This window comes from Mesorhizobium sp. M7A.F.Ca.US.006.01.1.1, assembly GCF_003997935.1.
Taxonomy (GTDB): domain Bacteria; phylum Pseudomonadota; class Alphaproteobacteria; order Rhizobiales; family Rhizobiaceae; genus Mesorhizobium.
In genome coordinates, this window is the sequence record NZ_RZQL01000005.1 from 20359 (window position 1) to 43921 (window position 23563).

Sequence of the window (23563 nt, forward strand, 5' to 3'; positions counted from 1 at the left end):
GACAATGATGGGCGTCGTCTGGTCGCTTCTCGGCATCCTGTCCGGCGCCTTCATTGCCATTCAGGCGCCGATCAATTCGCAGCTGGCGCGCGGCCTGGGCCTCCCGGTCGCGGCGGCTGCGTTTTCGTTCCTGTCGGGCGCGATCGTGCTCGGCATCATCTCCGTTACGGTGGTGAAGCTGCAAGGCATCTCGCTCGACTGGAAAGCGCCGGCACCCTGGCTGTTCGTGGCCGGCGGCATGCTCGGCGGTTTCTATGTCACGCTGTCGACTATCCTCACGCCACGCATCGGTGCCGCTGCGCTGATGGCATTTCTGGTCGCCGGCCAGTTGCTGGCCGGCATGCTCATTGACCGCATCGGCTTCCTCGGCGTCGCGGTGCGTGAAATCTCGCTCGGCCGCATCGCCGGCGCGGTGCTGCTGCTGGCCGGAGCGCTGCTCGTCCGGCTCTACTGATGCGCGTCGACCTCTTTGACTTCGATCTGCCGGAGGAGCGCATCGCGCTTCGCCCGGCGGAGCCGCGCGACAGCGCCAAGATGCTGGTGGTCAAATCAGGCGAAGGGTTCGACGACCGCAGGGTTGGCGATCTGCCGTCCATGCTCAGGGCCGGCGACGTACTGGTGTTCAACGACACCAAGGTCATTCCAGCGCAGCTCAAAGGCATCCGGCGGCGGGGCGAGGCGACGGCGCAGGTCGAAGCCACGCTGCATATGCGCATGGCACCGGACCGCTGGCTGGCCTTCATGCGGCCGGGCAAGCGCATTGCCGCCGGCGACCGCATCCATTTCGGCCATGACGGCAATTCCTGTTTCCTCGGTCAGCTCGACGCCACGGTGATCGAGAAAGGCGAGGGCGGCGAAGCACTGCTTGGCTTCGACCTGTCGGGACCTTTCCTCGACGAGGCGCTGCACGCGGTCGGCCACATTCCGCTGCCACCCTATATCGCCTCGAAGCGTGACGATGACGAACGCGACCGGGCCGACTACCAGACCATCTATGCCCGCGAGGAAGGGGCCGTCGCGGCTCCGACAGCGGGCCTGCATTTCACCCCGGAGCTTTTTGCAGCGCTTGACGCCAAGGGCATCGAACGCCGCTTCGTCACCTTGCATGTCGGCGCCGGCACGTTCCTGCCGGTGAAGGCGGACGACACCGCCGACCACAAGATGCATGCCGAGACCGGTTCGGTCAGCGCGGAAACAGCCGGCGCGCTGAATGCGGCCAAGGCGAGGGGTGGGCGCATTGTCGCCGTCGGCACGACCTCGCTGCGTCTGCTGGAGAGTGCGGCGCGTGAGGACGGTACTCTGGCTGCGTGGTCCGGTCCGACCGATATCTTCATCACGCCCGGCTACCGTTTTCGCACCGCCGACGTGCTGATGACCAATTTCCATCTGCCGCGCTCGACGCTGTTCATGCTGGTTTCGGCCTTCAGCGGCCTCGACACGATGCGCGCGGCCTATGCCCATGCCATAGAGAACCGTTACAGGTTCTATTCCTATGGCGACGCAAGCCTGCTTTTCCGAGCGGAGACAAGCGACCGCCAGTCGCTCGACAATCAGGCGCCGGACGCCCCGATCCACGACAAGGAATTCAATGGCTAAGCCGTTCAGCTTCAAGGTTCTGGCAACCGACGGCAAGGCGCGGCGCGGTGTGATCGACATGCCGCGCGGCGAAATCCGCACGCCGGCCTTCATGCCGGTCGGCACTGGCGGCACCGTCAAGGCGATGTATATGGACCAGGTGCGCGGTGTCGGCGCCGACATCATCCTGGGCAACACCTATCATCTGATGCTGCGACCCGGCGCCGAGCGTGTGGCGCGGCTCGGCGGCTTGCATGAATTCGCGCGCTGGCCGCATCCGATCCTGACCGACAGTGGCGGTTTCCAGGTGATGTCGCTGTCGAAGCTGAGAAAGCTGACGGAAAAGGGTGTCACATTCCGCTCGCATATCGATGGCGCCGCCTACGAGATGTCGCCGGAGCGGTCGATCGAGATCCAGGGATTGCTCGATTCCGACATCCAGATGCAGCTCGACGAATGCACGGCGCTGCCGGCCGAGATGAAGGAGATCGAGCGCGCCATGGAGCTGTCGCTGCGTTGGGCCGAGCGCTGCAAGACGGCGTTCGGCGACCAGCCGGGCAAGGCGATGTTCGGCATCGTACAAGGCGGCGACAATGCGGCGCTGCGGGTGCGGTCGGCGCAGGCGCTGAGCGCTATGGAGTTGAAGGGCTATGCGGTCGGCGGCCTGGCCGTCGGCGAGCCGCAAGCGGTGATGCTCGAGATGCTCGACATCACCTGTCCGGAACTGCCAGCGGATAAGCCGCGCTATCTGATGGGCGTCGGCACGCCTGACGATATCCTGAGATCGGTGGCGCGCGGCATCGACATGTTCGACTGCGTGATGCCGACACGGGCCGGCCGGCACGGCCTTGCCTATACAAGGCGCGGCAAGGTCAATCTGCGCAACGCTCGCCATGCCGACGATCCGCGCCCATTAGACGAGGAAAGCGACTGCCCGGCCGCCCGGGATTACTCACGCGCCTACCTGCATCATCTGGTGCGCTCGCAAGAAGCGCTCGGCGCCATGCTTTTGACGTGGAACAACCTGTCCTACTACCAGAAACTGATGCAGGACATCCGCGCTGCGATCGAGGCCGGCACCTTCCAAGCACGCGGCGCGGAAATCACCGAGGGCTGGGCGAGGGGCGATATCCCGTTGCTGTGAGGCCTTAAGTGCTGAGCGAATTCGAGGCGCGAAGGCTGCAGCCGGTGATCTGGAACGTGCCGTCGGGCTGTTGCTGCAACGTGTAGACGGCTTCGTAATCCTTGCCATCGGGGCCGACGATCAGCACCTGCTGGACGATCGAACCCGGAGCGGTCTCTTCGACCTTGCCGAAGGAATAGGTCTGCGGCTTGCGCACCGGCGGATAGCCGTTGGTCACCATGTTCATGAAGGCATCGACGGTCGGGAAGATCCGCTTCACATTCGGGGCGGCGAAGCTGTAGGCGGTGGCGCCGTCATTGGCGATGAGGGCCTTTAGCTGACCGTCGATGACGGACTGGCCTGCCTTGATCTCGGCATCGCCGGCCAATGCCGACGACGCGAAGAGGAATGGAACGACTGCGATTGCGAAAAATGCGCGGCGCATGGCCTGTCTCCGTTATCCCGCGAAATATCTTCCCTCGAAATGGCGCTGTCCGAAGGCGCATCATAACATACGCTTGGCAGCGCATCGCGGTTTCAGCGATCGCGAATAATCGATGGCGATCGGCGGCAGGTTGCATGCTGGTGTAGAGCTGCGGAAGATCGCCGCCCAGGCCTGGGCCGGCTGAGTACGGATTCCAGCGCTTGAAAGCCCGCCTCCAGTCTGCCAGAAGGGCCGCTGGACTTGGACGTTTAGCGGGACGAAGCCATGAAGGCGTTTTTCGTGCAGATCAAATGTGAGTTGGGCAAATCCTATGAGGTTGCCAGCGCGCTTGCCGATGCCGAGATCGCCTCGGAAATCTACTCCACCGCCGGCAACTACGATCTGCTCGCCAAATTCTATGTCGATGACGAGGAAGACGTGGGCCATTTCGTCAACGAAAAGGTGCAGATTCTCCCCGGCATCAAGGACACGTTCACCGTCGTCACGTTCCGCGCATTTTAGCCACCGAGCGCGTGTGCCCGGGCACGAGGCAAAGGCTGATCAAGGTGATATTTCAGCTGCCTCAATTTTAGGCAGGCGCAACATACTGATCGCCCGTATCTCCCAAATCACCGATTACGCTTGATTTTCTCCGGCGACGCCAGTGAAATGGCGTCACAGGGGAGTATGCGATTGGCAGCGTTCGATGAAATGCTTCCGGAAGTCTCCGGATTGAGAAGACCGTATTCGGCTTATGATCGCTGGCTGAAGGAGCAGGATCCAGCCAGGTTGACCGAGAAGATGCAGGACGCCGAGCGCGTCTTCCGCAAGACCGGTATCACCTTCGCCGTTTATGGCGAGCAGGAAGCCTCCGAGCGGCTGATCCCGTTCGACATCGTTCCCCGCATCATTTCAGGCAATGAATGGCGGCGCCTCACGCAGGGCATCGAGCAGCGCGTGCAGGCGCTGAACGCCTTCCTCGACGACATCTACCATCGCCAGGAAATCCTGCGCGCAGGCCGCGTTCCCAGGGAATTGATCGCCAGGAACGAGGCGTTCCTGCCGGAAATGATAGGGGTCAGGCCGCCGGCCGGCGTCTACACCCACATCATCGGCGTCGACATCGTCCGCATCTCGGAGGACGAATTCTACGTGCTGGAGGACAATGCGCGCACACCGTCGGGCGTTTCCTACATGCTGGAGAACCGCGAGACGATGATGCAGCTGTTCCCCGAGCTGTTCCAGAAGATCAAGGTACGGCCGGTGGAGAATTACCCGCAGCTTCTGCGCCAGTCGCTGGCGGCGGTGCGGCCGCAAAGCACCAAGGGTGCGCCGACCATTGCGGTGCTGACGCCCGGTAGTTTCAACTCCGCCTATTTTGAACACGCTTTCCTCGCCGACCAGATGGGCGTGCAGTTGGTCGAAGGCCAGGACCTGCGCGTGGTCGATGGCCATGTCGCCATGCGCACGACCGAAGGCTACAAGCAGATCGATGTGCTTTACCGCCGCGTCGATGATTCCTTCCTCGACCCGCTGACGTTCCGTCCGGACTCCGCTCTTGGCATACCCGGCATCATGGATGTCTATCGCGCCGGCAACATCACCATCGCCAATGCGCCGGGCACCGGCATTGCCGACGACAAGGCGATCTATTCCTACATGCCCGAGATCATCGAATTCTACACCGGACGCAAGGCGATCCTCGGCAACATTCCGACCTGGCGCTGCTCGGAGCCGGACAGTCTGAAATACGTGCTCGAACACATCGACGAGCTGGTGATCAAGGAAGTCCACGGTTCCGGCGGCTACGGCATGCTGGTCGGGCCTGCGGCAACCAAGAAGGAATGCGAGACGTTTGCCAAGAAACTCCAGGCAAAACCCTCGAATTATATCGCCCAGCCGACGCTGGCGCTGTCGACGTGCCCGATCCTGACGGAAAAGGGGCTGGCGCCGCGCCATGTCGATCTCAGGCCCTATGTGCTGGTCTCCGACCGCATCCAGATCGTGCCCGGCGGCCTGACCCGCGTCGCGCTCAAGGAAGGCTCGCTGGTGGTGAACTCGTCGCAGGGCGGCGGCACCAAGGACACATGGGTGCTGGATGACTGATTTTCGTTTGAAGGTTTTTGTATGCTTTTAGGCCGCACCGCCAACGGGCTCTATTGGATGAATCGCTATATCGAGCGGGCGGAAAACATGGCGCGCTTGGTCGATGCCGGCCTGCGCATGGCGCTGACCCGCACCCAAAGCGCCTCGGAAGAGTGGAATTCGGTGCTGCTCAGCGCTGGGTCCGACGTCACCTTCAGCCAGAAATATTCTGACTATACCGCCGCCAATGTCGCCGACTTCCTGTTGCGCGACACATCGAACCCGTCGAGCACGATGGCGTCGATCGAGACGGCCCGCAACAATGCCCGCATGGTGCGTACCGCGCTGACGCGCGAAACCTGGGAAAGCATCAACGAAGCCTGGATGTCGCTGAAGCGGATGCTGGCCAGGCCGATCGACGAGCGTGACCTGCCCAGCGTACTCGACGCGATCAAGCGCGAGACGGCGCTGATCCGCGGCTCATTCTACGGCACCATGCTGCGCAACGAGATCTTCGACTTCTCGCAGCTCGGCACTTATGTCGAGCGCGCCGACAACACGGCGCGCATCCTCGACGTGAAATATTATGTGCTGCTGCCGTCGATCTCCTGGGTCGGCTCGACGCTCGACAATTATCAGTGGGAATCGATCCTGCGTTCGGTCTCGGCGCATCGCTCCTATCGCTGGGTCTACGACGCTGATTACAAGCCGACCAACATTGCCGACTATCTGATCCTCAATGTCCGCATGCCGCGTTCGCTGATGTTCTGCTATCGCTTCCTGTCGGAGCATCTGAAATTCCTCGGCGACGATTACGGCGAACGCCATGCCTGCCACGCAACAGCCGAGAAGACGCAGACAATGCTGAGAGCCGGGTCGATCAAGGGCATATTCGACGCCGGGCTGCATGAATTCCTAGCCAATTTCATTCGCGACAACACCAAGCTGGGCGAAGAGATCGCACAAGATTATCGGTTCAATTGAGCATGGTCCCGAAAGGTGGGAGCCGGTTTTCTCAGACAAACGAAACCGTTTGTCCGGAGATCGTGCTCACAAACGGAATAGAAGCATGCGGCTGAAGATCACCCATCGGACCGAATACCGCTACGATGCGCCGGTGCACTATCTGTTGCAGCGGCTGCGGTTGCTTCCGGTTAGCGGGTCGACGCAGACCGTTCTGTCCTGGGCTCTGGCGATCGAAGGCGCGCGCGAAGAGGTTCGCTTCGTCGACCATTTCGGCAACGACACAAGGCTGTTGAGCGTCGAGGGTGAGCGCGACTTCATCACTGTGGAAGCATCAGGCGAAGTGGTGACGCGCGACACCGCGGGTGTCTCGGGACCACACCAGGGCTTTACGCCGCTCTGGCTGTACAGCCATGAGACACCATTGACGACGATCGGCAGCGGTGTTCGCGATCTCGCCACATCGGTCGGCAAGGGCAGCGACATTGAAAGGCTGCACCGGCTGATGGCTGTCATCGGCGAGCGCGTTGTATACACGCCCGGCACCACCAATGCGACGACGCCGGCAGAGGAAGCCTTGACGCTCAAGACCGGGGTCTGCCAGGATCATACCCATATCTTTGCCGCCGCCGCCCGCGCCATGGGCTTTCCGGCCCGCTATGTCAGCGGCTATCTGATGCTGGATGCGACGGTCGAGCAGGCCGCAAGCCATGCCTGGGCCGAAGCGCATGTTTCTGGACTCGGCTGGGTTGCCTTCGATGCCGCCAATGGCATCTCGCCCGACGAGCGTTATGTAAAGGTGGCGACGGGCCGCGATTACCGCGACGCGACGCCGGTGTCGGGAATTCGGCTGGGACAGGCGGAAGAACAGCTTGCGGTCACCGTCACCGTGGAGCAGTAATCCTCGCAAGATTGCTGCCGAGCGATTCATCGTTTCAAGGAAACGCCGAACCGCTCTATCCCCTTGTTTTAACGCAATTCCGGACGGAAAACCGCTTCACACTTTTCCTGGAATTGCTCTAGAAGAGATCCCATGACCTATTGCGTTGGCCTGAAGATCGACCGCGGGCTCGTGTTCATGTCGGACACGCGTACCAATGCAGGCATGGATTCGATCTCCACCTTTCGCAAGATGCATGTCTGGGAAGAGCCGGGCGAGCGCGTCATCGTTTTGATGTCGGCGGGCAATCTGGCGACGACGCAGGCCGTGGTTAGCCTACTTGACGAGCGCACCAAGGCGATTTCCGAAAGACATTCCACGCTGCTTGAAACGCCGTCGATGTACCAAACGGTCCGCATTGTTGGCGACACGGTCAAGGAGGTCATCGCCAATTCGTCACCCGCTGGCGAGAAGGCGGATTCCTATTTCAATGCGTCCTTCATCCTCGGCGGCCAGATCAAGGGCAGCGAGCCGCGTCTGTTCATGATCTATCCCGAAGGCAATTTCATCGAATCGACCGATGACACGCCGTTCTTCCAGATCGGCGAGACCAAATACGGCAAGCCGATCATCATCCGCGCCTACGAAAGGACGATGAGCCTGGCCGAGACGGTGAAGCTGCTTTTGGTGTCGTTCGATTCGACGTTGAAGTCGAACCTGTCCGTCGGCTTGCCGCTCGACCTGCTCTTCCTGGAGAAGGACGCCTTCAAGGTCGGATTGAAGAAGCGGATCGGCCAGGACGACCAGTATTACCGCACGATCTCGGACGGCTGGTCAAATGCGCTGAAGACGGCCTTTGCCAGCCTGCCGGATTTCCCTGGCTAGGGCGCGCCCGCCATTCGCTGGCGGTTGCATATATTTCACGCGTTAATTAATAAAAGAGACCAGCCGCGAAGGATGGTAGCGATGGATCATGTCGGGAGGACAGGATGAACAATGATGATTTCCGGCAATGGTCGCGGCGCGCCGCCGACTGGGGCGCTGACTATCGCAACACTCTGCGCGACCGCCCCGTGCGGCCGCTGGTAGAACCCGGCGCCATTTCTAGAAGCATAGAGGTTTCGCCGCCCGAAGACGCCGAACCGATGGACCGGATCTTCGCCGATTTCGAAGAGAAGATCCTGCCGGGAATGACGCATTGGCAGCATCCGCGCTTCTTCGCCTATTTCCCGGCCAATGCGGCGCCGGTCTCGGTGGTGGCGGAATATCTGGTTTCGGCGATGGCCGCGCAATGCATGCTGTGGCAGACGTCGCCGGCGGCGACCGAACTCGAAACCCGCACCGTCGACTGGATGCGCCAGGCGCTCGGTCTGCCCGAAGGCTTCGCCGGGGTAATCCAGGATTCGGCCTCGTCGGCGACACTGGCCGCGGTGCTGACCATGCGCGAACGGGCGCTTGACTGGCAAGGCAACAAACAGGGCCTGGCAGGGCAGGCGCGGCTGCGCATCTATTCCTCCGACCAGGTGCATACTTCGATCGACCGGGCGATCTGGGTGTCCGGCATCGGCGAGGACAATCTCGTGCGCATTCCTGTCGGCGGCCGCTTTCGCTCAATGGACACGGCAGCGCTCGAGGCGGCAATCGTCGCCGACCGGGAAGCCGGCATGCTGCCGGCGGGCATAATCGCTTGCGTCGGCGGCACCAGCACCGGCGGCACCGACGACATCGCGGCGGTGGCAGAGGTGGCGCGGCGGCATGGGCTTTATCTCCATGTCGATGCCGCCTGGGCGGGATCAGCGATGATCTGTCCGGAATATCGGCATTTCTGGACAGGCGTCGAAGGCGCCGATTCGATCGTCTTCAATCCGCACAAATGGCTGGGCGCCCAGTTCGACTGCTCGATCCAGTTCCTACGCGACCCCGAAAGCCATGTGAGGACGCTGGCCATCAAGCCGGATTATCTGAAGACGCACGGTCATGACGGCATCATCAACTATTCCGAATGGTCGGTGCCGCTTGGCAGGCGATTTCGCGCGCTGAAATTATGGTTCCTGCTGCGCGCCCATGGCCTGGAGCGCCTGCGCGCGATGATCCGCAATCATGTCGCGTGGAGCGAAGGACTGGCAGCGCGGCTGGCGAGGGAGCCGGATTTCGAGATCGTCAGCGAACCGATGCTGTCGTTGTTCTCGTTCCGGCACAAGACCGTAACCGACGCGGACGAGCACAATCTGCGCCTTGTCAATGCGATCAACGACGATGGCCGCATCTACCTGACGCAGACGAAGGTTGATGGACTGATCGCAATTCGGTTCCAAGTCGGACAGTTCGAGGCGACCGCCGCCGATGTCGAGACGGCTTTTGTGGTGGTTACTGAAATCGCACGTAGCTTGGATCGCTAATTTCATTAGCCGGCTTATGCCTTTTCATCGGTTTCGTTTTCGACTATAGACAAGAAAAACGAAAACGGGAGGTTGCCCATGTATCTGTCGCCGCGCCATGCCGAGATTATCCAGATGGCCAAGGATCATGGCCGCGTGCTGGTCGATGATCTGGCCACCCACTTCAATGTGACGCCGCAGACCATACGCAAGGACCTCAACGATTTGTGCGACCAGCGGCTGCTCTCGCGCATCCATGGCGGCGCGCTGTACCCCTCCGGCATCGAGAACATGGAGTATGAGGCGAGACGCAAGATCGCCGCCGACGAGAAGGAGGCGATCGGCCGTGCGGCAGCCAGGCTGATCCCCGACAACGCCTCGCTGTTCATCAACATCGGCACCACGACCGAGTCGGTCAGCAAGGCACTGCTCGATCACAACGGTCTCATGGTCATCACCAATAACATCAATGTTGCCAATAGGATGCGGATATATCCGTCGATCGAAGTGGTGATCGCCGGTGGTGTCGTGCGCGGTTCCGATGGCGGTGTGGTCGGCGAGGCGGCGGTCGACTTCATCAGGCAGTTCAAGGTCGATTACGCGGTGATCGGCGCATCCGCCATCGACCATGACGGCGCCTTGCTCGACTTCGATTTTCGCGAGGTCAAGGTGGCGCAGGCGATCATCGCCAATGCAAGGCATGTCATCCTGGTTTCCGACCAGACCAAATTCGAGCGAACCGCACCGGTGCGCATCGGCCATCTGTCGCAGGTCAACACCTTCATCACCGACCGTTGCGACATCCCGTCAGTGCGCAAGATCTGCCAGGAGGCCGAGGTTCAGCTGATCGAGACGTCGCTCGCCTAGCCGGTTTTCACCTGATATCACGCGCCCGTGATATTTCGTTTGACATTCGTTATCATTTCGAAATAATTCCGACACGGTTTCGTAACAGCCCAAAAATGGTGCAATGCGAAATCGCTGGAGGAATTTGTGGACGCATCTCCGATCCGTGACATTTTCGTCATTGGTGGCGGCATCAATGGCTGCGGTATCGCCCGCGATGCCGTTGGGCGTGGCTTTTCCGTCTTTCTCGCCGAGATGAACGACCTCGCCAGCGGGACCTCCTCGGGCTCGACCAAGTTGATCCATGGCGGCCTGCGCTACCTCGAATTCTACGAATTCCGCCTGGTGCGCGAGGCGCTGATGGAGCGCGAGGTTCTGTGGAAGAACGCGCCGCACATCATCTGGCCGATGCGCTTCGTGCTGCCCTATGCCAAGGGCCTGCGCCCGGCCTGGCTGATCAGGCTCGGTCTCTTCCTCTACGACCACATTGGCGGGCGCAAATTGCTGCCCGCGACCCGGACGCTGGACATGGCCAGGGATCCGGCCGGCAAACCCTTGAAGCCGCTGTTCAAGAAGGCCTTCGAATATTCGGATGGCTGGGTCAATGACGCGCGGCTGGTGGCGCTGAACGCACGTGATGCCGCCGACCGCGGCGCAACGGTCCGCACCCGCACGAAAGTGACCGGCGCGCGCCGCGAAAACGGCTTGTGGACGATCCAGATCGAGGATCTGCAGACCGGCGAGACCGAGGAGATCAAGGCGCGACTGCTGGTCAATGCCGCCGGCCCCTGGGTCGATCATGTGCTTTCCGGCGTCGTCGGCCTCAACGATGTGCACAATGTCCGTCTCGTGCAGGGCAGCCACATCGTCATCGCCAAAAAATTCGACGATCCGCGCGCCTATTTCTTCCAGAACAGGGATGGCCGTATCATCTTCGCCATTCCCTACGAGGAGGAGTTCACCCTGATCGGCACCACCGACCAGGATTATCCCGGCGATCCGCATGACGTGAAGATCAGCGACACCGAGATCGATTACCTCTGCGCCGCGGCCAGCGAATATTTCGCACAACCGGTCAAGCGCTCGGACATCGTCTGGACCTATTCGGCCGTCCGTCCGCTTTATGATGACGGAGCCTCCAAGGCGCAGGAAGCGACGCGTGACTATGTGCTCAAGGCCGATGGCGGCGAGGGCGCCGCCCCGATCGTCAACGCCTTTGGTGGCAAGATCACCACCTATCGCCGGCTGGCGGAATCGATGCTGGAAAAGATCGAGGGTTTTCTTGGCAAACGCGGCAAGCCGTGGACGGCAAACGCGCCGTTGCCGGGCGGCGATTTCCCGGCCACCGGTTTCGATGCCGAAGTGGCGAAACTGAAGACCGCCTATCCATTCCTCGATGCGCGCCTGGCTCGCCGGCTGACCCGGCTCTATGGCACCCGCGCAAGGATGCTGTTGGGGCTGGCCAAATCGAACGTCGATCTCGGCCGCAACTTCGGCGCCGATCTCTACGAGGCCGAGGTGCGCTATCTCGTTCAAAACGAATGGGCTGTCACATCGGAAGATGTGTTGTGGCGCCGGACCAAGCGCGGTCTGCATCTCAGCCGCGAGCAGGTGGCGGCTCTCGATGAATTCATGCACGGCATAAGCCGGCGCCATGAAGCGGCTGCCGAATGAAGAGGGGTTTGAGCTGATGCGGAAGGCCTGGGAGGAGGCGTCATGCTGGAACTGAGAAACGTCACCAAGACGGTCGGTGCGGTCGAGCATATAAGCGACGTGTCGCTAACGCTCCAGCACGGCTCGCTCAACGTCCTGCTCGGGCCGACGCTTTCCGGCAAGACCAGCTTGATGCGGCTGATGGCCGGCCTGGACGTGCCGACCTCCGGTTCGATCTGGTTCGACGGCCAGAATGTCACCGGCGTGCCGGTGCAGAAGCGCAAGATCGCCATGGTCTACCAGCAGTTCATCAACTATCCGGCGATGACCGTCTATGAGAACATCGCTTCGCCGCTCCGGGTGGCTGGCACCGATCAGGCGAAGATAGACAAGGAAGTGCGCCATGCCGCCGCACTTCTCAAGCTGACACCCTATCTCGACCGCACGCCGCTCAGCCTGTCCGGTGGCCAGCAGCAGCGCACCGCACTGGCGCGCGCCATCGTCAAGAACGCCAGCCTGGTGCTGCTCGACGAACCGCTCGCCAATCTCGACTACAAATTGCGCGAGGAACTGCGCGCCGAATTGCCCCGGATCTTCGCCGCCGCCGGCACAATCTTCGTCTATGCCACGACCGAGCCGCACGAAGCGCTGCTGCTCGGCGGCAACACGGCGACGCTTTCCGAAGGGCGGATCACCCAGTTCGGACCGACCATCGACGTGTTCCGCAAGCCGGTTGATCTGGTGACGGCCAAGACTTTCGCCGACCCGCCGCTCAACACCATCGTGCTGGCCAAGAAAGGGGGGGATTTCCTGCTTGAGGGCGGGGTCAAACTGCCGGTGCCCGCCGATCTCGCCGGCATTGCCGATGCCATGTACACGGTCGGTTTTCAGCCGCATCACCTGTCGCTCGATCTGCCCAATCCCGCCGCTGTCCCGGTGCGCGCCAAGGTGACGATCACCGAGATCACCGGCTCGGAAAGCTTCATCCATCTCGATTTCGCGGACGCACGCTGGGTGATGCTGACCCACGGCATCCGCGACTTCGAACCCGACGCCGAGATCGAGGTGTTCATCGATCCGCGCCATATCATGGTTTTCGACGAGCACGGCCGCGCCGTGGCCGCGCCGAAGCTGGCGGCTTGAGGGGAAAGAGATGGCGCGCATAGACGTCAACCATGTCAGGCATTCCTATCTGCCCAACCCGCAGAAGGACGCCGATTTCGCGCTCAGGGAAGTGCACCACACCTTCGAGGACGGCGGAGCGTATGCGCTGCTCGGGCCATCGGGCTGCGGCAAGACCACGCTGCTCAACATCATTTCGGGATTGCTGCATCCCTCGCACGGCCAGTTGCTGTTCAACGGCAAGGACGTGACCAATTTGTCGACGCAGGAGCGCAATATCGCGCAGGTGTTCCAGTTCCCGGTCATCTACGACACCATGACCGTCTACGACAATCTGGCCTTCCCGCTGCGCAATCGCGGCGTGCCGGAAGCCGATGTCGACCGCAAGGTGCGCGAGACGCTGGAGATGATCGACCTGGCGTCCTGGGCGAAGAAGAAGGCGAGGGGCCTGACCGCCGACCAGAAACAGAAGATATCGCTCGGCCGCGGGCTGGTGCGCTCCGACGTCAACGCCATCCTGTTCGACGAGCCGCTGACCGTCATCGACCCGCATATGAAATGGGTGCTGCGTTCGCAGCTGAAGCAACTGCACCGCCGCTTCGGCTACACCATGGTCTATGTGACGCACGACCAGACCGAGGCGCTGACCTTCGCCGACCAGGTCGTGGTCATGTATGACGGCGGCATTGTGCAGATCGGCACGCCGGCCGAATTGTTCGAACGGCCACGCCACACTTTTGTCGGTTATTTCATCGGCTCACCCGGCATGAACGTCATGCCGGTGGCGATCGACGGCAAGACGGCGACGCTCGGCTCGCAGCGCATCGAACTGCCGGGCGCGCCAAAAGCAGGCAGTGGTGCCATCGAGCTTGGTATCCGTCCCGAATATGTTCGGCTCGGCCGCGACGGCATGGCCGTGCAGGTCAGCAAGGTCGAGGATCTCGGCCGCCACAAGGTGGTGCGCGCCAAGCTCGAAGGCCGCGATATTGCTGCCGTGATCGGCGAGGACGAGACCGTGCCCGCCGATCCGAAGGTGCGGTTCGACCCGGCCGGCATCAACATCTATGCCGATTCCTGGCGCGTCGAGATGGGGGCATAGATGGAAAAGACCTGGAACAACAAGGCCTGGTTCCTGGTGCTGCCGGTGCTGGTGCTGGTGGCGTTCTCGGCGGTCATCCCGCTGATGACCGTCGTCAACTATTCGGTGCAGGACACTTTCGGCAACAACGTCTTCTTCTGGGCCGGCACCGAGTGGTTCGAGGAGCTGCTCTCTTCCAGTCGCTTCTGGGAAGCGATGGTCCGCAACCTGATCTTCTCCTTCATCATCCTCGCCATCGAAGTGCCGCTCGGCATCTTCATCGCCCTCAACATGCCGAAAAAGGGCTGGGGCGTGCCGGTCTGCCTGGTTCTGATGGCGCTGCCGCTGCTGATCCCGTGGAACGTTGTCGGCACCATCTGGCAGGTCTTCGGGCGCAACGACATCGGTCTGTTCGGCTACTACGTCAACGCGCTCGGCATCGACTACAACTATGTGCAGGACCCGTTCGACGCCTGGGTCACCGTCATCATCATGGATGTCTGGCACTGGACCAGCCTCGTCGTGCTGCTCTGCTATGCCGGCCTGGTTTCGATACCGGACGCCTTCTATCAGGCGGCCAAGATCGATGGCGCCTCGCGTTGGGCGGTGTTCCGCTACATCCAGCTGCCGAAGATGAACCGGGTGCTGCTGATCGCCGTGCTGCTGCGCTTCATGGACAGCTTCATGATCTACACCGAACCCTTCGTGGTGACGGGCGGCGGCCCCGGCAACTCGACGACATTCCTGTCGATCGACCTCGTCAAGACCGCGCTCGGCCAGTTCGACCTCGGTCCGGCCGCGGCCATGTCGCTGGTCTACTTCCTCATCGTCCTTCTGCTGTCATGGGTGTTTTACACCGTGATGACCAACTACGACGCGGAGCGCTGAGATGAGCGGCGCCAACGAGAGAGCCGATAGAGTGAGCGAGACCACAGCAGCGGGCAAACTGGCGAGCACACTCTCGCAGGATCAGGTCGCCCGGCTGATGCGCAAACGCGGCGAGGAATCGCACTGGTGGTGGATCGTGCCGACGGTCTACATCATCGTGCTTTTGCTGCCGATCTACTGGCTCATCAACATGAGCTTCAAGACCAATGCCGAGATCGTTTCCTCGCTGACGCTCTATCCGCACCAGCCTACGATCGCCAATTACGTCACCATCTTCACCGACGCCTCCTGGTATTCGGGCTACATCAACTCGATCACCTATGTGGTGATGAATATGGTGATTTCGGTGGCTGCCGCGCTGCCGGCGGCTTACGCCTTCTCGCGCTACCGCTTCCTCGGCGACAAGCACCTGTTTTTCTGGCTGCTGACCAACCGCATGGCGCCTCCGGCGGTGTTCGCTCTGCCGTTCTTCCAACTCTACTCGGCCTTCGGCCTGATCGACACCCATATCGCAGTGGCACTGGCGCACTGCCTGTTCAACGTGCCGCTGGCGGTGTGGATCCTCGAAGGCTTCATGTCGGGCGTGCCGAAGGAAATCGACGAGACCGCCTATATTGACGGCTATTCGTTCCCGCGCTTCTTCGTCAGGATATTCATGCCGCTGATCGCGAGCGGCATCGGCGTCGCCTGCTTCTTCTGCTTCATGTTCTCCTGGGTGGAATTGCTGATTGCCCGCACGCTGACCACCACCGACGCCAAACCGATCGCCGCCACCATGACCCGCACCGTTTCGGCCGCCGGCATGGACTGGGGGCTGCTCGCCGCCGCCGGCGTGCTGACGCTGATTCCTGGCGCGCTCGTCATCTGGTTCGTCCGAAACTACATCGCCAAGGGCTTCGCCCTGGGGAGGGTGTGACCATGAATTTCGACCTTACCTGGATGGCGTGGACGTGGCCGACGGCGGCCTTTTTCGGGACCATTCTTCTGCTGCTTTGCGGCATGGCGGCGTGGGAATACGCCTCGCCGGGCGGCAATCCACGCGTCGGCGTCCTGCGCTTCGAGACGACACGCGGCGACCGTCTTTTCCTGTCGCTGCTTGGCAGCGCCTTTATCCATCTCGCTTGGCTGGGTCTTGTCGGATCCAACCTGTGGTGGGCTCTCGCTCTCTCCGTGGTCTACGCCGTTGGCGTGTTCCGCTACGTATAGAGGGGGAAACTGTTGGAGCGACCGCGTGCCGGCGACCGCTCCAGATCGCGCTTGAAACCTTAAAACAGTGGAGGAAACACATGCGAAGGCAATTTTTAACATCAACGACTGCCCTTGTCCTGTTGCTCGGGGTTGGCAATGCCTATGCCGGAATGGACGAGGCAAAAGCTTTCCTGGACAAGGAAATCGGTCCGCTTTCGACGCTCGACCGCGCCGGCCAGGAAGCCGAAATGCAGTGGTTCATCGATGCCGCGAAGCCTTTCGCCGGCATGGATATCAAGGTGGTTTCGGAAACCATCGCCACGCACCAGTATGAATCGCAGGTGCTGGCCCCGGCCTTTACCGCCATCACCGGCATCAAGATCACGCATGACGTCATCCAGGAAGGCGACGTCGTCGAGAAGATCCAGACCCAGATGCAGACCGGCCAGAACCTTTATGACGGCTGGGTCAACGATTCCGACCTGATCGGCACCCACTGGCGCTACCAGCAGGTGCGCAACCTGACCGACTGGATGGCGGGTGAGGGCAAGGACGTCACCAACCCGAACCTCGACTTGAAGGACTTTATCGGCACCTCGTTCACGACGGCTCCGGACAAGAAGCTCTACCAGCTTCCCGACCAGCAGTTCGCGAACCTCTACTGGTTCCGTTACGACTGGTTCAATGACGAGAAGAACAAGGCGGACTTCAAGGCCAAGTACGGCTACGACCTCGGCGTTCCCGTCAACTGGTCGGCCTATGAGGACATCGCCGAATTCTTCACCGGCCGCGAGATCGACGGCAAGAAGGTCTATGGCCACATGGACTACGGCAAGAAGGACCCGTCGCTCGGCTGGCGGTTCACCGACGCCTGGCTGTCCATGGCCGGCAATGGCGACAAGGGCCTGCCGAACGGCCTGCCGGTTGACGAGTGGGGCATCAAGGTCGACGAGAATTCGCGTCCGGTTGGCTCCTGCACGGCGCGCGGCGGCGACACCAATGGCCCGGCCGCCGTCTACTCGATCCAGAAATATCTCGACTGGCTGAAGGCCTACGCTCCGGCGGAAGCCCAGGGCATGACCTTCTCTGAGTCCGGCCCGGTTCCGGCTCAGGGCGCGGTCGCGCAGCAGATCTTCTGGTACACCGCCTTCACCGCCTCGATGGTCGATGCCGGCGCCAAGGCGGTACTGAACGACGATGGTACGCCCAAGTGGCGCATGGCGCCGTCGCCGCATGGCGTCTACTGGAAGGACGGCATGAAGCTCGGCTATCAGGACGTCGGCTCCTGGACGCTGATGAAGTCGACCCCGACCGACCGCGCCAAGGCCGCCTGGCTCTACGCGCAGTTCGTCACCTCGAAGACCGTCGACGTGAAGAAGAGCCATGTCGGCTTGACCTTCATCCGCGAGAGCACGATCCACGACAAGAGCTTCACCGAGCGGGCTCCGAAGCTCGGCGGCTTGATCGAGTTCTACCGTTCACCGGCCCGCGTCCAGTGGTCGCCTACCGGCACCAACGTGCCTGACTATCCGAAGCTGGCACAGCTCTGGTGGCAGGCGATCGGCGATGCGTCGTCGGGCGCCAAGACGGCGCAGGAAGCGATGGATTCGCTCTGTGGCGAGCAGGAAAAGGTCATGAGCCGTATCGAGAAGTCGGGCGTCCAGGGCGATATCGGCCCGAAGATGGCCGAAGAGCATGACCTCGCCTACTGGAACGCCGACGCGGTCAAGAATGGCAATCTCGCTCCTCAGCTGAAGATCGAGAATGAGAAGGAAAAGCCGATCACCATCAATTACGACGAACTGGTGAAGAGCTGGCAGAAATAAGACTGTTCTAAGCGGGCGTCTGCGCCCGTGTGACATTGGGGGAGGCGGCATCTTGCCGTCTCCCCTGTTTGTGTAAAAGACTAAGCGGGGAGGCATAATGACCGGATACATCCTTGCCATCGACCAGGGCACGACTTCGACCCGGGCGATCCTGTTCGACGGCGAGATGAAGGTCGCCGGCAGCGGGCAAAAGGAATTCGCCCAGCACTATCCGGCCTCCGGCTGGGTCGAGCACGATCCCGAGGATATCTGGGAGAGCGTCGTATCGACCGTGAAGGTGGCGCTGAAGAAGGCCGGCCGGAGTGCATCCGAAGTGGCCGCGCTCGGCATCACCAACCAGCGCGAAACCGTCGTCATCTGGGACAGGACGACCGGCAAGCCGATCCACAATGCCATTGTCTGGCAGGACCGGCGCACCGCGCCGCTGTGCCAGAAACTCAAGAAGCAGGATCTGGAAAAGACATTCACCAAGAAGACCGGCCTGCTACTCGATCCCTATTTCTCCGGCACCAAGATCGCCTGGATGTTGGACAAGGTGAAAGGTGCGAGAAAACGCGCCGAGAAAGGCGAACTGCTCGCCGGCACCATCGACAGCTTTCTGATCTGGCGGCTGACCGGCGGCAAGATCCACGCCACGGACGCCACCAACGCCTCGCGCACGCTGGTCTACAACATCGCAGAGAATGCCTGGGACGACGAGCTACTGTCGATCCTCAACATCCCGGCAAAAATGCTTCCCGAGGTAAAAGACTGTGCCGATGACTATGGAATCACGGAGAAAAATCTCTTTGGCGCCGAGATAAGGATCCTCGGGGTTGCCGGCGACCAGCATGCCGCGACCATCGGCCAGGCCTGTTTCGAGCCAGGCATGATGAAGTCGACCTACGGCACCGGCTGCTTTGCGCTGCTCAACACCGGCAGCGACCTGGTGCGTTCGAAGAACCGGCTCTTGACCACCATCGCCTACCGGCTGAATGGCAAGACGACTTATGCACTGGAAGGCTCGATCTTCATTGCCGGTGCTGCGGTGCAATGGTTGCGCGACGGCATCAAGGTGATCGGCAAAGCCGAGCAGAGCGGCAAGCTGGCTGATGAAGCCGATCCGACCCAAAACGTCTACCTGGTGCCGGCCTTTGTCGGGCTCGGCGCACCGCATTGGGACGCAGAGGCACGCGGTGCCATTTTCGGGCTGACGCGCAATTCCGGCCCGGCTGAGTTTGCCCGCGCCGCGCTCGAATCCGTCGCCTACCAGACACGCGACCTGCTCGACGCCATGCGCAAGGATTGGAAAGGCGCTTCGGCCAAGACCGTGCTGCGGGTTGACGGCGGCATGGTGGCGTCGGACTGGACCATGCAGCGGCTGGCCGACATTCTCGATGCCCCGGTCGACCGCCCGACTATTCTCGAGACGACCGCGCTGGGTGCCGCATGGCTGGCCGGCTCGAAGGCGGGCGTGTGGCCGGAAGCCAGGAAGTTCGCGAAAAGCTGGGCACTTGAACGGCGCTTCAAGCCGGACATGGATGGCTCCGTGCGCGTAGCCAAGCTTGCTGGTTGGCGCGATGCTGTGCGCAGGACGCTGAGCGTGTCATAACCGATTGTCTAATGGGGCGTGAGCAATGCAGCCAGACTGGTATCCTGCTTGGAGCGACGAGGCTATCGAACAGCTGAAGGCCAAGAATGACCGCTTGGAGAAAGAGTTGCAACTCGGCCACTGGTCTCGCTACGATTATGACATCGAGACCAGAAGGCTTTTGTTTCCAACAGCGGAGAAATCAAAGTGACCGCAGAGGTCCAGATTGCCGGGTCCACGAGCGCTAAGTCGCAGAGTTGGCTCTGGCCTGGGCAAATTCAAATTGGCCCGAAGACGTTATGATCGACGCAAAGCGGATTCGATCCTTCGGCGAGACAAATAGCATCGACGAACTGGCCCAGTCTTACGTGACGGATGTCGATGACGACCTGGAAGTGCTTGGTTGGGAACTGAGCGCCGCGGCGGTTCGAATTTGCGACGCCCTTGGAGCATATCGCTCACCTTCGGAAGGCGATGCACGTTTTTACATCATCAAGACCACCAGTTGGGCTGGCTGATGCTGGCTCCCATAGACCCGCGACAAGTTTTGGCACGGGTCTACTCGTCAGCTATTGGCACTCACTCGCAAATCAATAGGGCGAACGGCACTCCTTGCGAGGGCCGTAATTCGGCTGGAACGTGTTGTCCGAAGCACGGTAGCTGCGATAGTGGTCGTAGCACCACTGGACGTGGGCGTTGCCTGCATAGACGCGGTTGTTTTCGTTGTTGATGATGGCGCCGGTAATCAGGGCGCCGGTAGCGAAGGCCGCAAGCGGGAACCAGTAATCGCCATGGCGGCGATAGCCGGGGCGATATTCGCGATAGCCCCGATGGCCGTTCCAATACGCGCCGCGATTGCGGGAAAAATTACGGTCACGCGAAAAACTGCGGTCACGCGAAAAATTGCGATTGTAGCGGTCCTTGCGCCACTCCCGATACTGGACCGTCTGCACATCCGGCACCGCGACCTGGGATTGCGGCACATAATTCGGTTGGGCGTTCACCGACACGGCCTCCGCCGCAACGAATGTGACGGTGAGAGTGGCCGCCAGCAAGCTCGTTGTGATTCTGTTCATTGGTCTTCTCCTCGATGGTTTGGCGGACGTCCCCGTGTCGGGAAAACGAGCGGCGCATACAATTGTTCCCCAGACCGGATGCCGCAGGCAGCCAGAAATGGCAGTGTTCCTTGGCTGTTCTCCGATCGGCGATGCGTCGGACAAGTGTCGCAATGGGGCGAAGCCACCCCTGTTTGCGAGCCCTCTTTTTCCGGTTGACCGGTCGAGGCACTCTCCCTATGTTCCGCGCAATTTCGAGGGCCGCCTTTCGCCCGCGGGAGCGCGTAGCTCAGCCGGTAGAGCAACTGACTTTTAATCAGTAGGTCTCGGGTTCGAACCCCGACGCGCTCACCAAAATCGTTCTAGATCCACTATAGCTGCGGGGAGAAGCCGTCAGCGCTTCCAGAAATCACGGTGCGGTGCGAGCATCTCGTCGGCGATTTCTGGGAAGGGGCCAAAGACCTCGATCTTTTTCTGGCCGGAGTCGAGGACGGTGCGCGAAGAGAGGCTCAGCGTCGGATTCTCCGCGTGATCCCTGGTGAGCGCCAGGAGCTCGGTCTCCTCGACCCCGTAAACCAGCCGCCCGATATTGGCCCAATACATCGTACCGGCGCACATGGCGCACGGCTCGAAGGTTGAGACCAGCGTGCATTGCCACAGGAACTCCGGCTCGTAGGCAGCCGCCGCGCGCCGGGCGAGCTCCGTCTCGGCATGGCGCACCGTGTCGAGATTGCCCTGCCGCATCAGCACGCGGTCGTCCGGTCCGACCAGAACGCAACCGAACGGATGATGCCCATGCGCCGCCGCCTCGCGCGCGACCGCGTCGGCGGATCGAAGGTGGGCGAGCATTTGATCGCGTGTCATGGCGAACTCCTATCATGCCGACATCCACCCGATGAGCGGCGCTGAGGCGAGATTGCTGCCAAGGGACGCGAGTGGCAATTGCCAACCTTCACTTGAGGCCTTTGCGTCGGGATCTCAGATCTTTGCCCACAATCGCCGACCGGTCTTTGTGTCGAACAGATGAGCGCAGGCGCGGCAAAAAGCGGAAAGCCGGATGAAAAGGCCAGCCTCACCGAGCTTCTCGAAGCAGTTCGGCGGCGCGAAATGCGAACAGCGTCAGACGGAAGGCTCCCCGAACACCAGCGAAACATTGCCTCCGGCATGGCGCTCGAGGCGGCCGGCGAGGTCGAGTTCCAGCAGCACCATGAAGACCTGGGCCGGATGCAGGCCGGTGTGGCGGATGATCTCGTCGACCGACACTGGCGTCGGGCCGAGTGCCTCCATGACGCGGGCGCGGTCGTTTTCGCCGGGCGGTGGCGTGGCCAAGAAGTCGGGCGGCTCTTCGAACGGCGGCACGTCGGGCGCTCGCATGCCGGTCAGCGGGGCGATTGCCCTGGAAATATCCGATGCCTCGGTGACCAGGGTGGCGCCATCTTTGAGCAGGCCGTTGGTACCGGCGGCGCGTGGATCGAGCGGCGAGCCCGGTACGGCGAAGACCAGTCGGCCCATTTCGCCGGCAAGCCTGGCGCTGATCAGGGAGCCCGAGCGTTGCGCTGCCTCGACCACCACCAGCCCAAGGACCGCACCCGCGACAAGGCGGTTGCGGCGCGGGAAATCCTGGGCGCGCGGCTGCCAGCCGAACGGCATTTCCGAGATAATGGCGCCGCGCTCGGCGATTTCCTCGCACAGGCCGGCATTTTCAGGCGGGTAGGGCAGGTCGAGGCCGCCCGCCAGCACCCCGATCGTGCCGGTCGCAAGACTGCCCTGATGCGCCGCGGTGTCGATGCCGCGCGCCAGGCCGGAGACGATTGCGTAGCCGTCGCGGCCGAGGTGGGCTGCAAGCATGCGCGCCATCTTGATGCCGGCCAGCGACGCGTTGCGTGCCCCGACGATGGCGACACCCGGCAGCCGAAAGACGGCGGCATTGCCCTTGACCGCCAGCAGCGGCGGCGGATGGTCCATGTTGCGCAATAGGGATGGGTAGTCTGCTTCACCGATCCCGACAAAGCGGGCGCCGGCCTTTCCGGCTAGTTCCAGTTCGGCCTCGGCTTCGGCAACGGAAGGGATGCGAGCGATCCTGATGGCGCCGCCCGAAATCATCAGTTCCGGCAATACCTCCAGCGCCGCCTCGGCCGAACCGAAACGGTTGATGAGGTCGCGAAAGGATGCGGGGCCGACATTCTGGGTGCGGATCAGCCGCAGCCAGCTCAGCCGCTGCCGGTCGCTGAGACGCGGCCCGGCGGTCGGCCCACTCACCACGGCGGCAGGCTCGCTCAACCCTTGGCTCCGATCTTGCCTTCGGTGCCGGCAAGCAGGCGCGAAATGTTTTCCCGGTGCTTGATGAAAACGATGATGCTCATCACCACGAACAAGGCCGCATTCTGCGGCGTGCCCAGGACATAGAGGGCGATCGGCACGATGACCGCCGCTGTAAGCGCTGCCAGCGAGGAATAACGGAACAGGAAAGCCATCACCAGCCAGACGACGGCGAAGATCAGGGCCACCTGCCAGGCAAGGCCGATCAGCACACCGAGATAGGTGGCGACGCCCTTGCCGCCCTCGAAACCGAGCCAGACCGGGAAGAGATGACCGAGAAAGGCACCGAGACCGGCCCAGATCGCCAGGTTAGGCGCGAAATGGCCTGCTATCAGCACGGCGGCCGTGCCCTTCAGCGCATCGAGCAGCAGCGTCGCGGCGGCAAGGCCCTTGTTGCCGGTGCGCAGAACATTGGTGGCGCCGATATTGCCGGAGCCGATCTTGCGCACATCGCCAAGGCCGGCGGCGCGGGTGAGCAGGAGCCCGAAAGGAATCGAGCCCAGGAGATAGCCAAACACGAGCGCTGGGATGAGGCTGTAAGTCATTGTTTCCCCGCATTCCCCCCTGGCTGACCGGGTCAGGCGCGATGC

Annotated in this window: 25 protein-coding genes and 1 tRNA gene; 21 read left to right on the forward strand and 5 right to left on the reverse strand. The window is 61.8% G+C overall.

From position 1 onward, the window contains the following. Window positions 1-4: 4 nt before the first annotated feature. From EN943_RS01890 to tgt, 3 genes are read left to right on the forward strand one after another with little or no spacing between them, the layout of a single operon-like run. Complete coding sequence (locus EN943_RS01890) at window positions 5-454, forward strand: DMT family transporter (RefSeq protein WP_027036714.1); 450 nt, start codon at window positions 5-7, stop codon at window positions 452-454. Further along, complete coding sequence (gene queA, locus EN943_RS01895; RefSeq protein ID WP_127411291.1) at window positions 454-1596, forward strand: tRNA preQ1(34) S-adenosylmethionine ribosyltransferase-isomerase QueA; 1143 nt, start codon at window positions 454-456, stop codon at window positions 1594-1596. The genes EN943_RS01890 and queA overlap by 1 nt, the downstream gene beginning before the upstream one ends. Beyond that, complete coding sequence (gene tgt, locus EN943_RS01900) at window positions 1589-2719, forward strand: tRNA guanosine(34) transglycosylase Tgt (RefSeq protein ID WP_127411292.1); 1131 nt, start codon at window positions 1589-1591, stop codon at window positions 2717-2719. The genes queA and tgt overlap by 8 nt, the downstream gene beginning before the upstream one ends. A gap of 4 nt (window positions 2720-2723) precedes the next feature. On the opposite strand, the gene EN943_RS01905 is transcribed toward tgt, so the two are convergent. After that, entirely contained in the window at window positions 2724-3143 is a 420-nt protein-coding gene (locus EN943_RS01905; RefSeq protein ID WP_127411293.1) for a DUF4864 domain-containing protein, read from the reverse strand. Window positions 3144-3407: 264 nt separating this feature from the next. On the opposite strand from EN943_RS01905, the gene EN943_RS01910 reads away from it, so the two are divergent. From EN943_RS01910 to EN943_RS38180, 17 genes are all read left to right on the forward strand, one after another. Next, a complete protein-coding gene (locus EN943_RS01910; protein ID WP_010909609.1) occupies window positions 3408-3644 on the forward strand; it encodes an Lrp/AsnC family transcriptional regulator in 237 nt (78 codons plus the stop codon). A gap of 171 nt (window positions 3645-3815) precedes the next feature. Beyond that, window positions 3816-5228: a circularly permuted type 2 ATP-grasp protein gene (locus EN943_RS01915; RefSeq protein ID WP_023812984.1), complete on the forward strand. Its 1413-nt coding sequence runs from the start codon at window positions 3816-3818 to the stop codon at window positions 5226-5228. Between the two features lie 21 nt (window positions 5229-5249). Then, on the forward strand, window positions 5250-6191 hold the full coding sequence (locus EN943_RS01920) for an alpha-E domain-containing protein (RefSeq protein ID WP_127411294.1): 942 nt from the start codon (window positions 5250-5252) through the stop codon (window positions 6189-6191). Window positions 6192-6276: 85 nt separating this feature from the next. Then, window positions 6277-7071 carry a transglutaminase family protein gene (locus EN943_RS01925; RefSeq protein ID WP_127411295.1) on the forward strand — a complete coding sequence of 265 codons (795 nt, stop codon included), beginning with the start codon at window positions 6277-6279 and terminating at the stop codon, window positions 7069-7071. Window positions 7072-7203: 132 nt separating this feature from the next. Continuing rightward, complete coding sequence (locus tag EN943_RS01930; protein ID WP_027036708.1) at window positions 7204-7935, forward strand: peptidase; 732 nt, start codon at window positions 7204-7206, stop codon at window positions 7933-7935. A 104-nt stretch (window positions 7936-8039) separates the two neighbouring features. Further along, the gene (locus tag EN943_RS01935) at window positions 8040-9449 is read left to right on the forward strand and encodes an aspartate aminotransferase family protein (protein WP_127411296.1); all 1410 of its coding nucleotides are present in this window, start codon (window positions 8040-8042) and stop codon (window positions 9447-9449) included. A gap of 78 nt (window positions 9450-9527) precedes the next feature. After that, on the forward strand, window positions 9528-10295 hold the full coding sequence (locus EN943_RS01940) for a DeoR/GlpR family DNA-binding transcription regulator (RefSeq protein WP_127258922.1): 768 nt from the start codon (window positions 9528-9530) through the stop codon (window positions 10293-10295). A 126-nt stretch (window positions 10296-10421) separates the two neighbouring features. Continuing rightward, complete coding sequence (gene glpD / locus EN943_RS01945; protein WP_127411297.1) at window positions 10422-11948, forward strand: glycerol-3-phosphate dehydrogenase; 1527 nt, start codon at window positions 10422-10424, stop codon at window positions 11946-11948. Between the two features lie 42 nt (window positions 11949-11990). Next, the gene (locus EN943_RS01950; protein WP_127411298.1) at window positions 11991-13070 is read left to right on the forward strand and encodes an ABC transporter ATP-binding protein; all 1080 of its coding nucleotides are present in this window, start codon (window positions 11991-11993) and stop codon (window positions 13068-13070) included. Window positions 13071-13080: 10 nt separating this feature from the next. After that, window positions 13081-14148: an ABC transporter ATP-binding protein gene (locus EN943_RS01955; protein ID WP_127411299.1), complete on the forward strand. Its 1068-nt coding sequence runs from the start codon at window positions 13081-13083 to the stop codon at window positions 14146-14148. Further along, the gene (locus EN943_RS01960; RefSeq protein WP_127411300.1) at window positions 14149-15015 is read left to right on the forward strand and encodes a sugar ABC transporter permease; all 867 of its coding nucleotides are present in this window, start codon (window positions 14149-14151) and stop codon (window positions 15013-15015) included. Between the two features lies 1 nt (window position 15016). Next, entirely contained in the window at window positions 15017-15931 is a 915-nt protein-coding gene (locus EN943_RS01965; RefSeq protein ID WP_127411301.1) for a carbohydrate ABC transporter permease, read from the forward strand. 2 nt (window positions 15932-15933) lie between these two features. Next, a complete protein-coding gene (locus EN943_RS01970; RefSeq protein WP_127258932.1) occupies window positions 15934-16221 on the forward strand; it encodes a DUF2160 domain-containing protein in 288 nt (95 codons plus the stop codon). A gap of 80 nt (window positions 16222-16301) precedes the next feature. Beyond that, the gene (locus EN943_RS01975; RefSeq protein WP_127411302.1) at window positions 16302-18029 is read left to right on the forward strand and encodes an ABC transporter substrate-binding protein; all 1728 of its coding nucleotides are present in this window, start codon (window positions 16302-16304) and stop codon (window positions 18027-18029) included. Window positions 18030-18126: 97 nt separating this feature from the next. Next, window positions 18127-19620 (forward strand): glycerol kinase GlpK, encoded by a 1494-nt coding sequence (gene glpK / locus EN943_RS01980; protein WP_127411303.1) that lies wholly within the window; start codon window positions 18127-18129, stop codon window positions 19618-19620. 25 nt (window positions 19621-19645) lie between these two features. Beyond that, entirely contained in the window at window positions 19646-19810 is a 165-nt protein-coding gene (locus EN943_RS38175; protein WP_245475562.1) for a hypothetical protein, read from the forward strand. Window positions 19811-19898: 88 nt separating this feature from the next. Beyond that, window positions 19899-20117, forward strand: a complete 219-nt coding sequence (locus tag EN943_RS38180; protein ID WP_245475563.1) for a DUF6882 domain-containing protein — start codon at window positions 19899-19901, stop codon at window positions 20115-20117. A gap of 72 nt (window positions 20118-20189) precedes the next feature. Here the strand turns inward: EN943_RS38180 and EN943_RS01990 are convergent, their stop codons facing one another. After that, a complete protein-coding gene (locus EN943_RS01990; protein ID WP_127411304.1) occupies window positions 20190-20675 on the reverse strand; it encodes a BA14K family protein in 486 nt (161 codons plus the stop codon). A 257-nt stretch (window positions 20676-20932) separates the two neighbouring features. Here EN943_RS01990 and EN943_RS01995 point away from each other — a divergent pair. Then, window positions 20933-21008, forward strand: a tRNA-Lys gene (locus EN943_RS01995). 39 nt (window positions 21009-21047) lie between these two features. Here EN943_RS01995 and EN943_RS02000 read toward each other — a convergent pair. The 3 genes from EN943_RS02000 to plsY all read right to left on the reverse strand — a co-directional run bounded on the left by EN943_RS02000 (window position 21048) and on the right by plsY (window position 23518). Then, window positions 21048-21518, reverse strand: a complete 471-nt coding sequence (locus EN943_RS02000; RefSeq protein ID WP_127411305.1) for a nucleoside deaminase — start codon at window positions 21516-21518, stop codon at window positions 21048-21050. Between the two features lie 255 nt (window positions 21519-21773). After that, a complete protein-coding gene (dprA, locus tag EN943_RS02005; protein WP_127411334.1) occupies window positions 21774-22913 on the reverse strand; it encodes a DNA-processing protein DprA in 1140 nt (379 codons plus the stop codon). Between the two features lie 17 nt (window positions 22914-22930). Next, window positions 22931-23518 carry a glycerol-3-phosphate 1-O-acyltransferase PlsY gene (gene plsY, locus EN943_RS02010; protein ID WP_127411306.1) on the reverse strand — a complete coding sequence of 196 codons (588 nt, stop codon included), beginning with the start codon at window positions 23516-23518 and terminating at the stop codon, window positions 22931-22933. Window positions 23519-23563 lie beyond the last annotated feature (45 nt).

What these genes read in the sequence shown, in the direction of transcription:
- EN943_RS38180 (WP_245475563.1), top strand. Translation starts at nt 19,899, where the DNA reads ATGATCGACGCAAAGCGGATTCGATCCTTCGGCGAGACAAATAGCATC.
- glpK (WP_127411303.1), top strand. Translation starts at nt 18,127, where the DNA reads ATGACCGGATACATCCTTGCCATCGACCAGGGCACGACTTCGACCCGG.
- EN943_RS01965 (WP_127411301.1), top strand. Translation starts at nt 15,017, where the DNA reads ATGAGCGGCGCCAACGAGAGAGCCGATAGAGTGAGCGAGACCACAGCA.
- EN943_RS01910 (WP_010909609.1), top strand. Translation starts at nt 3,408, where the DNA reads ATGAAGGCGTTTTTCGTGCAGATCAAATGTGAGTTGGGCAAATCCTAT.
- EN943_RS01890 (WP_027036714.1), top strand. Translation starts at nt 5, where the DNA reads ATGATGGGCGTCGTCTGGTCGCTTCTCGGCATCCTGTCCGGCGCCTTC.
- EN943_RS01940 (WP_127258922.1), top strand. Translation starts at nt 9,528, where the DNA reads ATGTATCTGTCGCCGCGCCATGCCGAGATTATCCAGATGGCCAAGGAT.
- EN943_RS01970 (WP_127258932.1), top strand. Translation starts at nt 15,934, where the DNA reads ATGAATTTCGACCTTACCTGGATGGCGTGGACGTGGCCGACGGCGGCC.
- queA (WP_127411291.1), top strand. Translation starts at nt 454, where the DNA reads ATGCGCGTCGACCTCTTTGACTTCGATCTGCCGGAGGAGCGCATCGCG.
- EN943_RS01975 (WP_127411302.1), top strand. Translation starts at nt 16,302, where the DNA reads ATGCGAAGGCAATTTTTAACATCAACGACTGCCCTTGTCCTGTTGCTC.
- EN943_RS38175 (WP_245475562.1), top strand. Translation starts at nt 19,646, where the DNA reads ATGCAGCCAGACTGGTATCCTGCTTGGAGCGACGAGGCTATCGAACAG.
- tgt (WP_127411292.1), top strand. Translation starts at nt 1,589, where the DNA reads ATGGCTAAGCCGTTCAGCTTCAAGGTTCTGGCAACCGACGGCAAGGCG.
- EN943_RS01960 (WP_127411300.1), top strand. Translation starts at nt 14,149, where the DNA reads ATGGAAAAGACCTGGAACAACAAGGCCTGGTTCCTGGTGCTGCCGGTG.
- EN943_RS01990 (WP_127411304.1), bottom strand. Translation starts at nt 20,675, where the DNA reads ATGAACAGAATCACAACGAGCTTGCTGGCGGCCACTCTCACCGTCACA.
- EN943_RS01905 (WP_127411293.1), bottom strand. Translation starts at nt 3,143, where the DNA reads ATGCGCCGCGCATTTTTCGCAATCGCAGTCGTTCCATTCCTCTTCGCG.
- EN943_RS01955 (WP_127411299.1), top strand. Translation starts at nt 13,081, where the DNA reads ATGGCGCGCATAGACGTCAACCATGTCAGGCATTCCTATCTGCCCAAC.
- EN943_RS01920 (WP_127411294.1), top strand. Translation starts at nt 5,250, where the DNA reads ATGCTTTTAGGCCGCACCGCCAACGGGCTCTATTGGATGAATCGCTAT.
- EN943_RS01950 (WP_127411298.1), top strand. Translation starts at nt 11,991, where the DNA reads ATGCTGGAACTGAGAAACGTCACCAAGACGGTCGGTGCGGTCGAGCAT.
- plsY (WP_127411306.1), bottom strand. Translation starts at nt 23,518, where the DNA reads ATGACTTACAGCCTCATCCCAGCGCTCGTGTTTGGCTATCTCCTGGGC.
- EN943_RS01930 (WP_027036708.1), top strand. Translation starts at nt 7,204, where the DNA reads ATGACCTATTGCGTTGGCCTGAAGATCGACCGCGGGCTCGTGTTCATG.
- EN943_RS01925 (WP_127411295.1), top strand. Translation starts at nt 6,277, where the DNA reads ATGCGGCTGAAGATCACCCATCGGACCGAATACCGCTACGATGCGCCG.
- EN943_RS02000 (WP_127411305.1), bottom strand. Translation starts at nt 21,518, where the DNA reads ATGACACGCGATCAAATGCTCGCCCACCTTCGATCCGCCGACGCGGTC.
- EN943_RS01935 (WP_127411296.1), top strand. Translation starts at nt 8,040, where the DNA reads ATGAACAATGATGATTTCCGGCAATGGTCGCGGCGCGCCGCCGACTGG.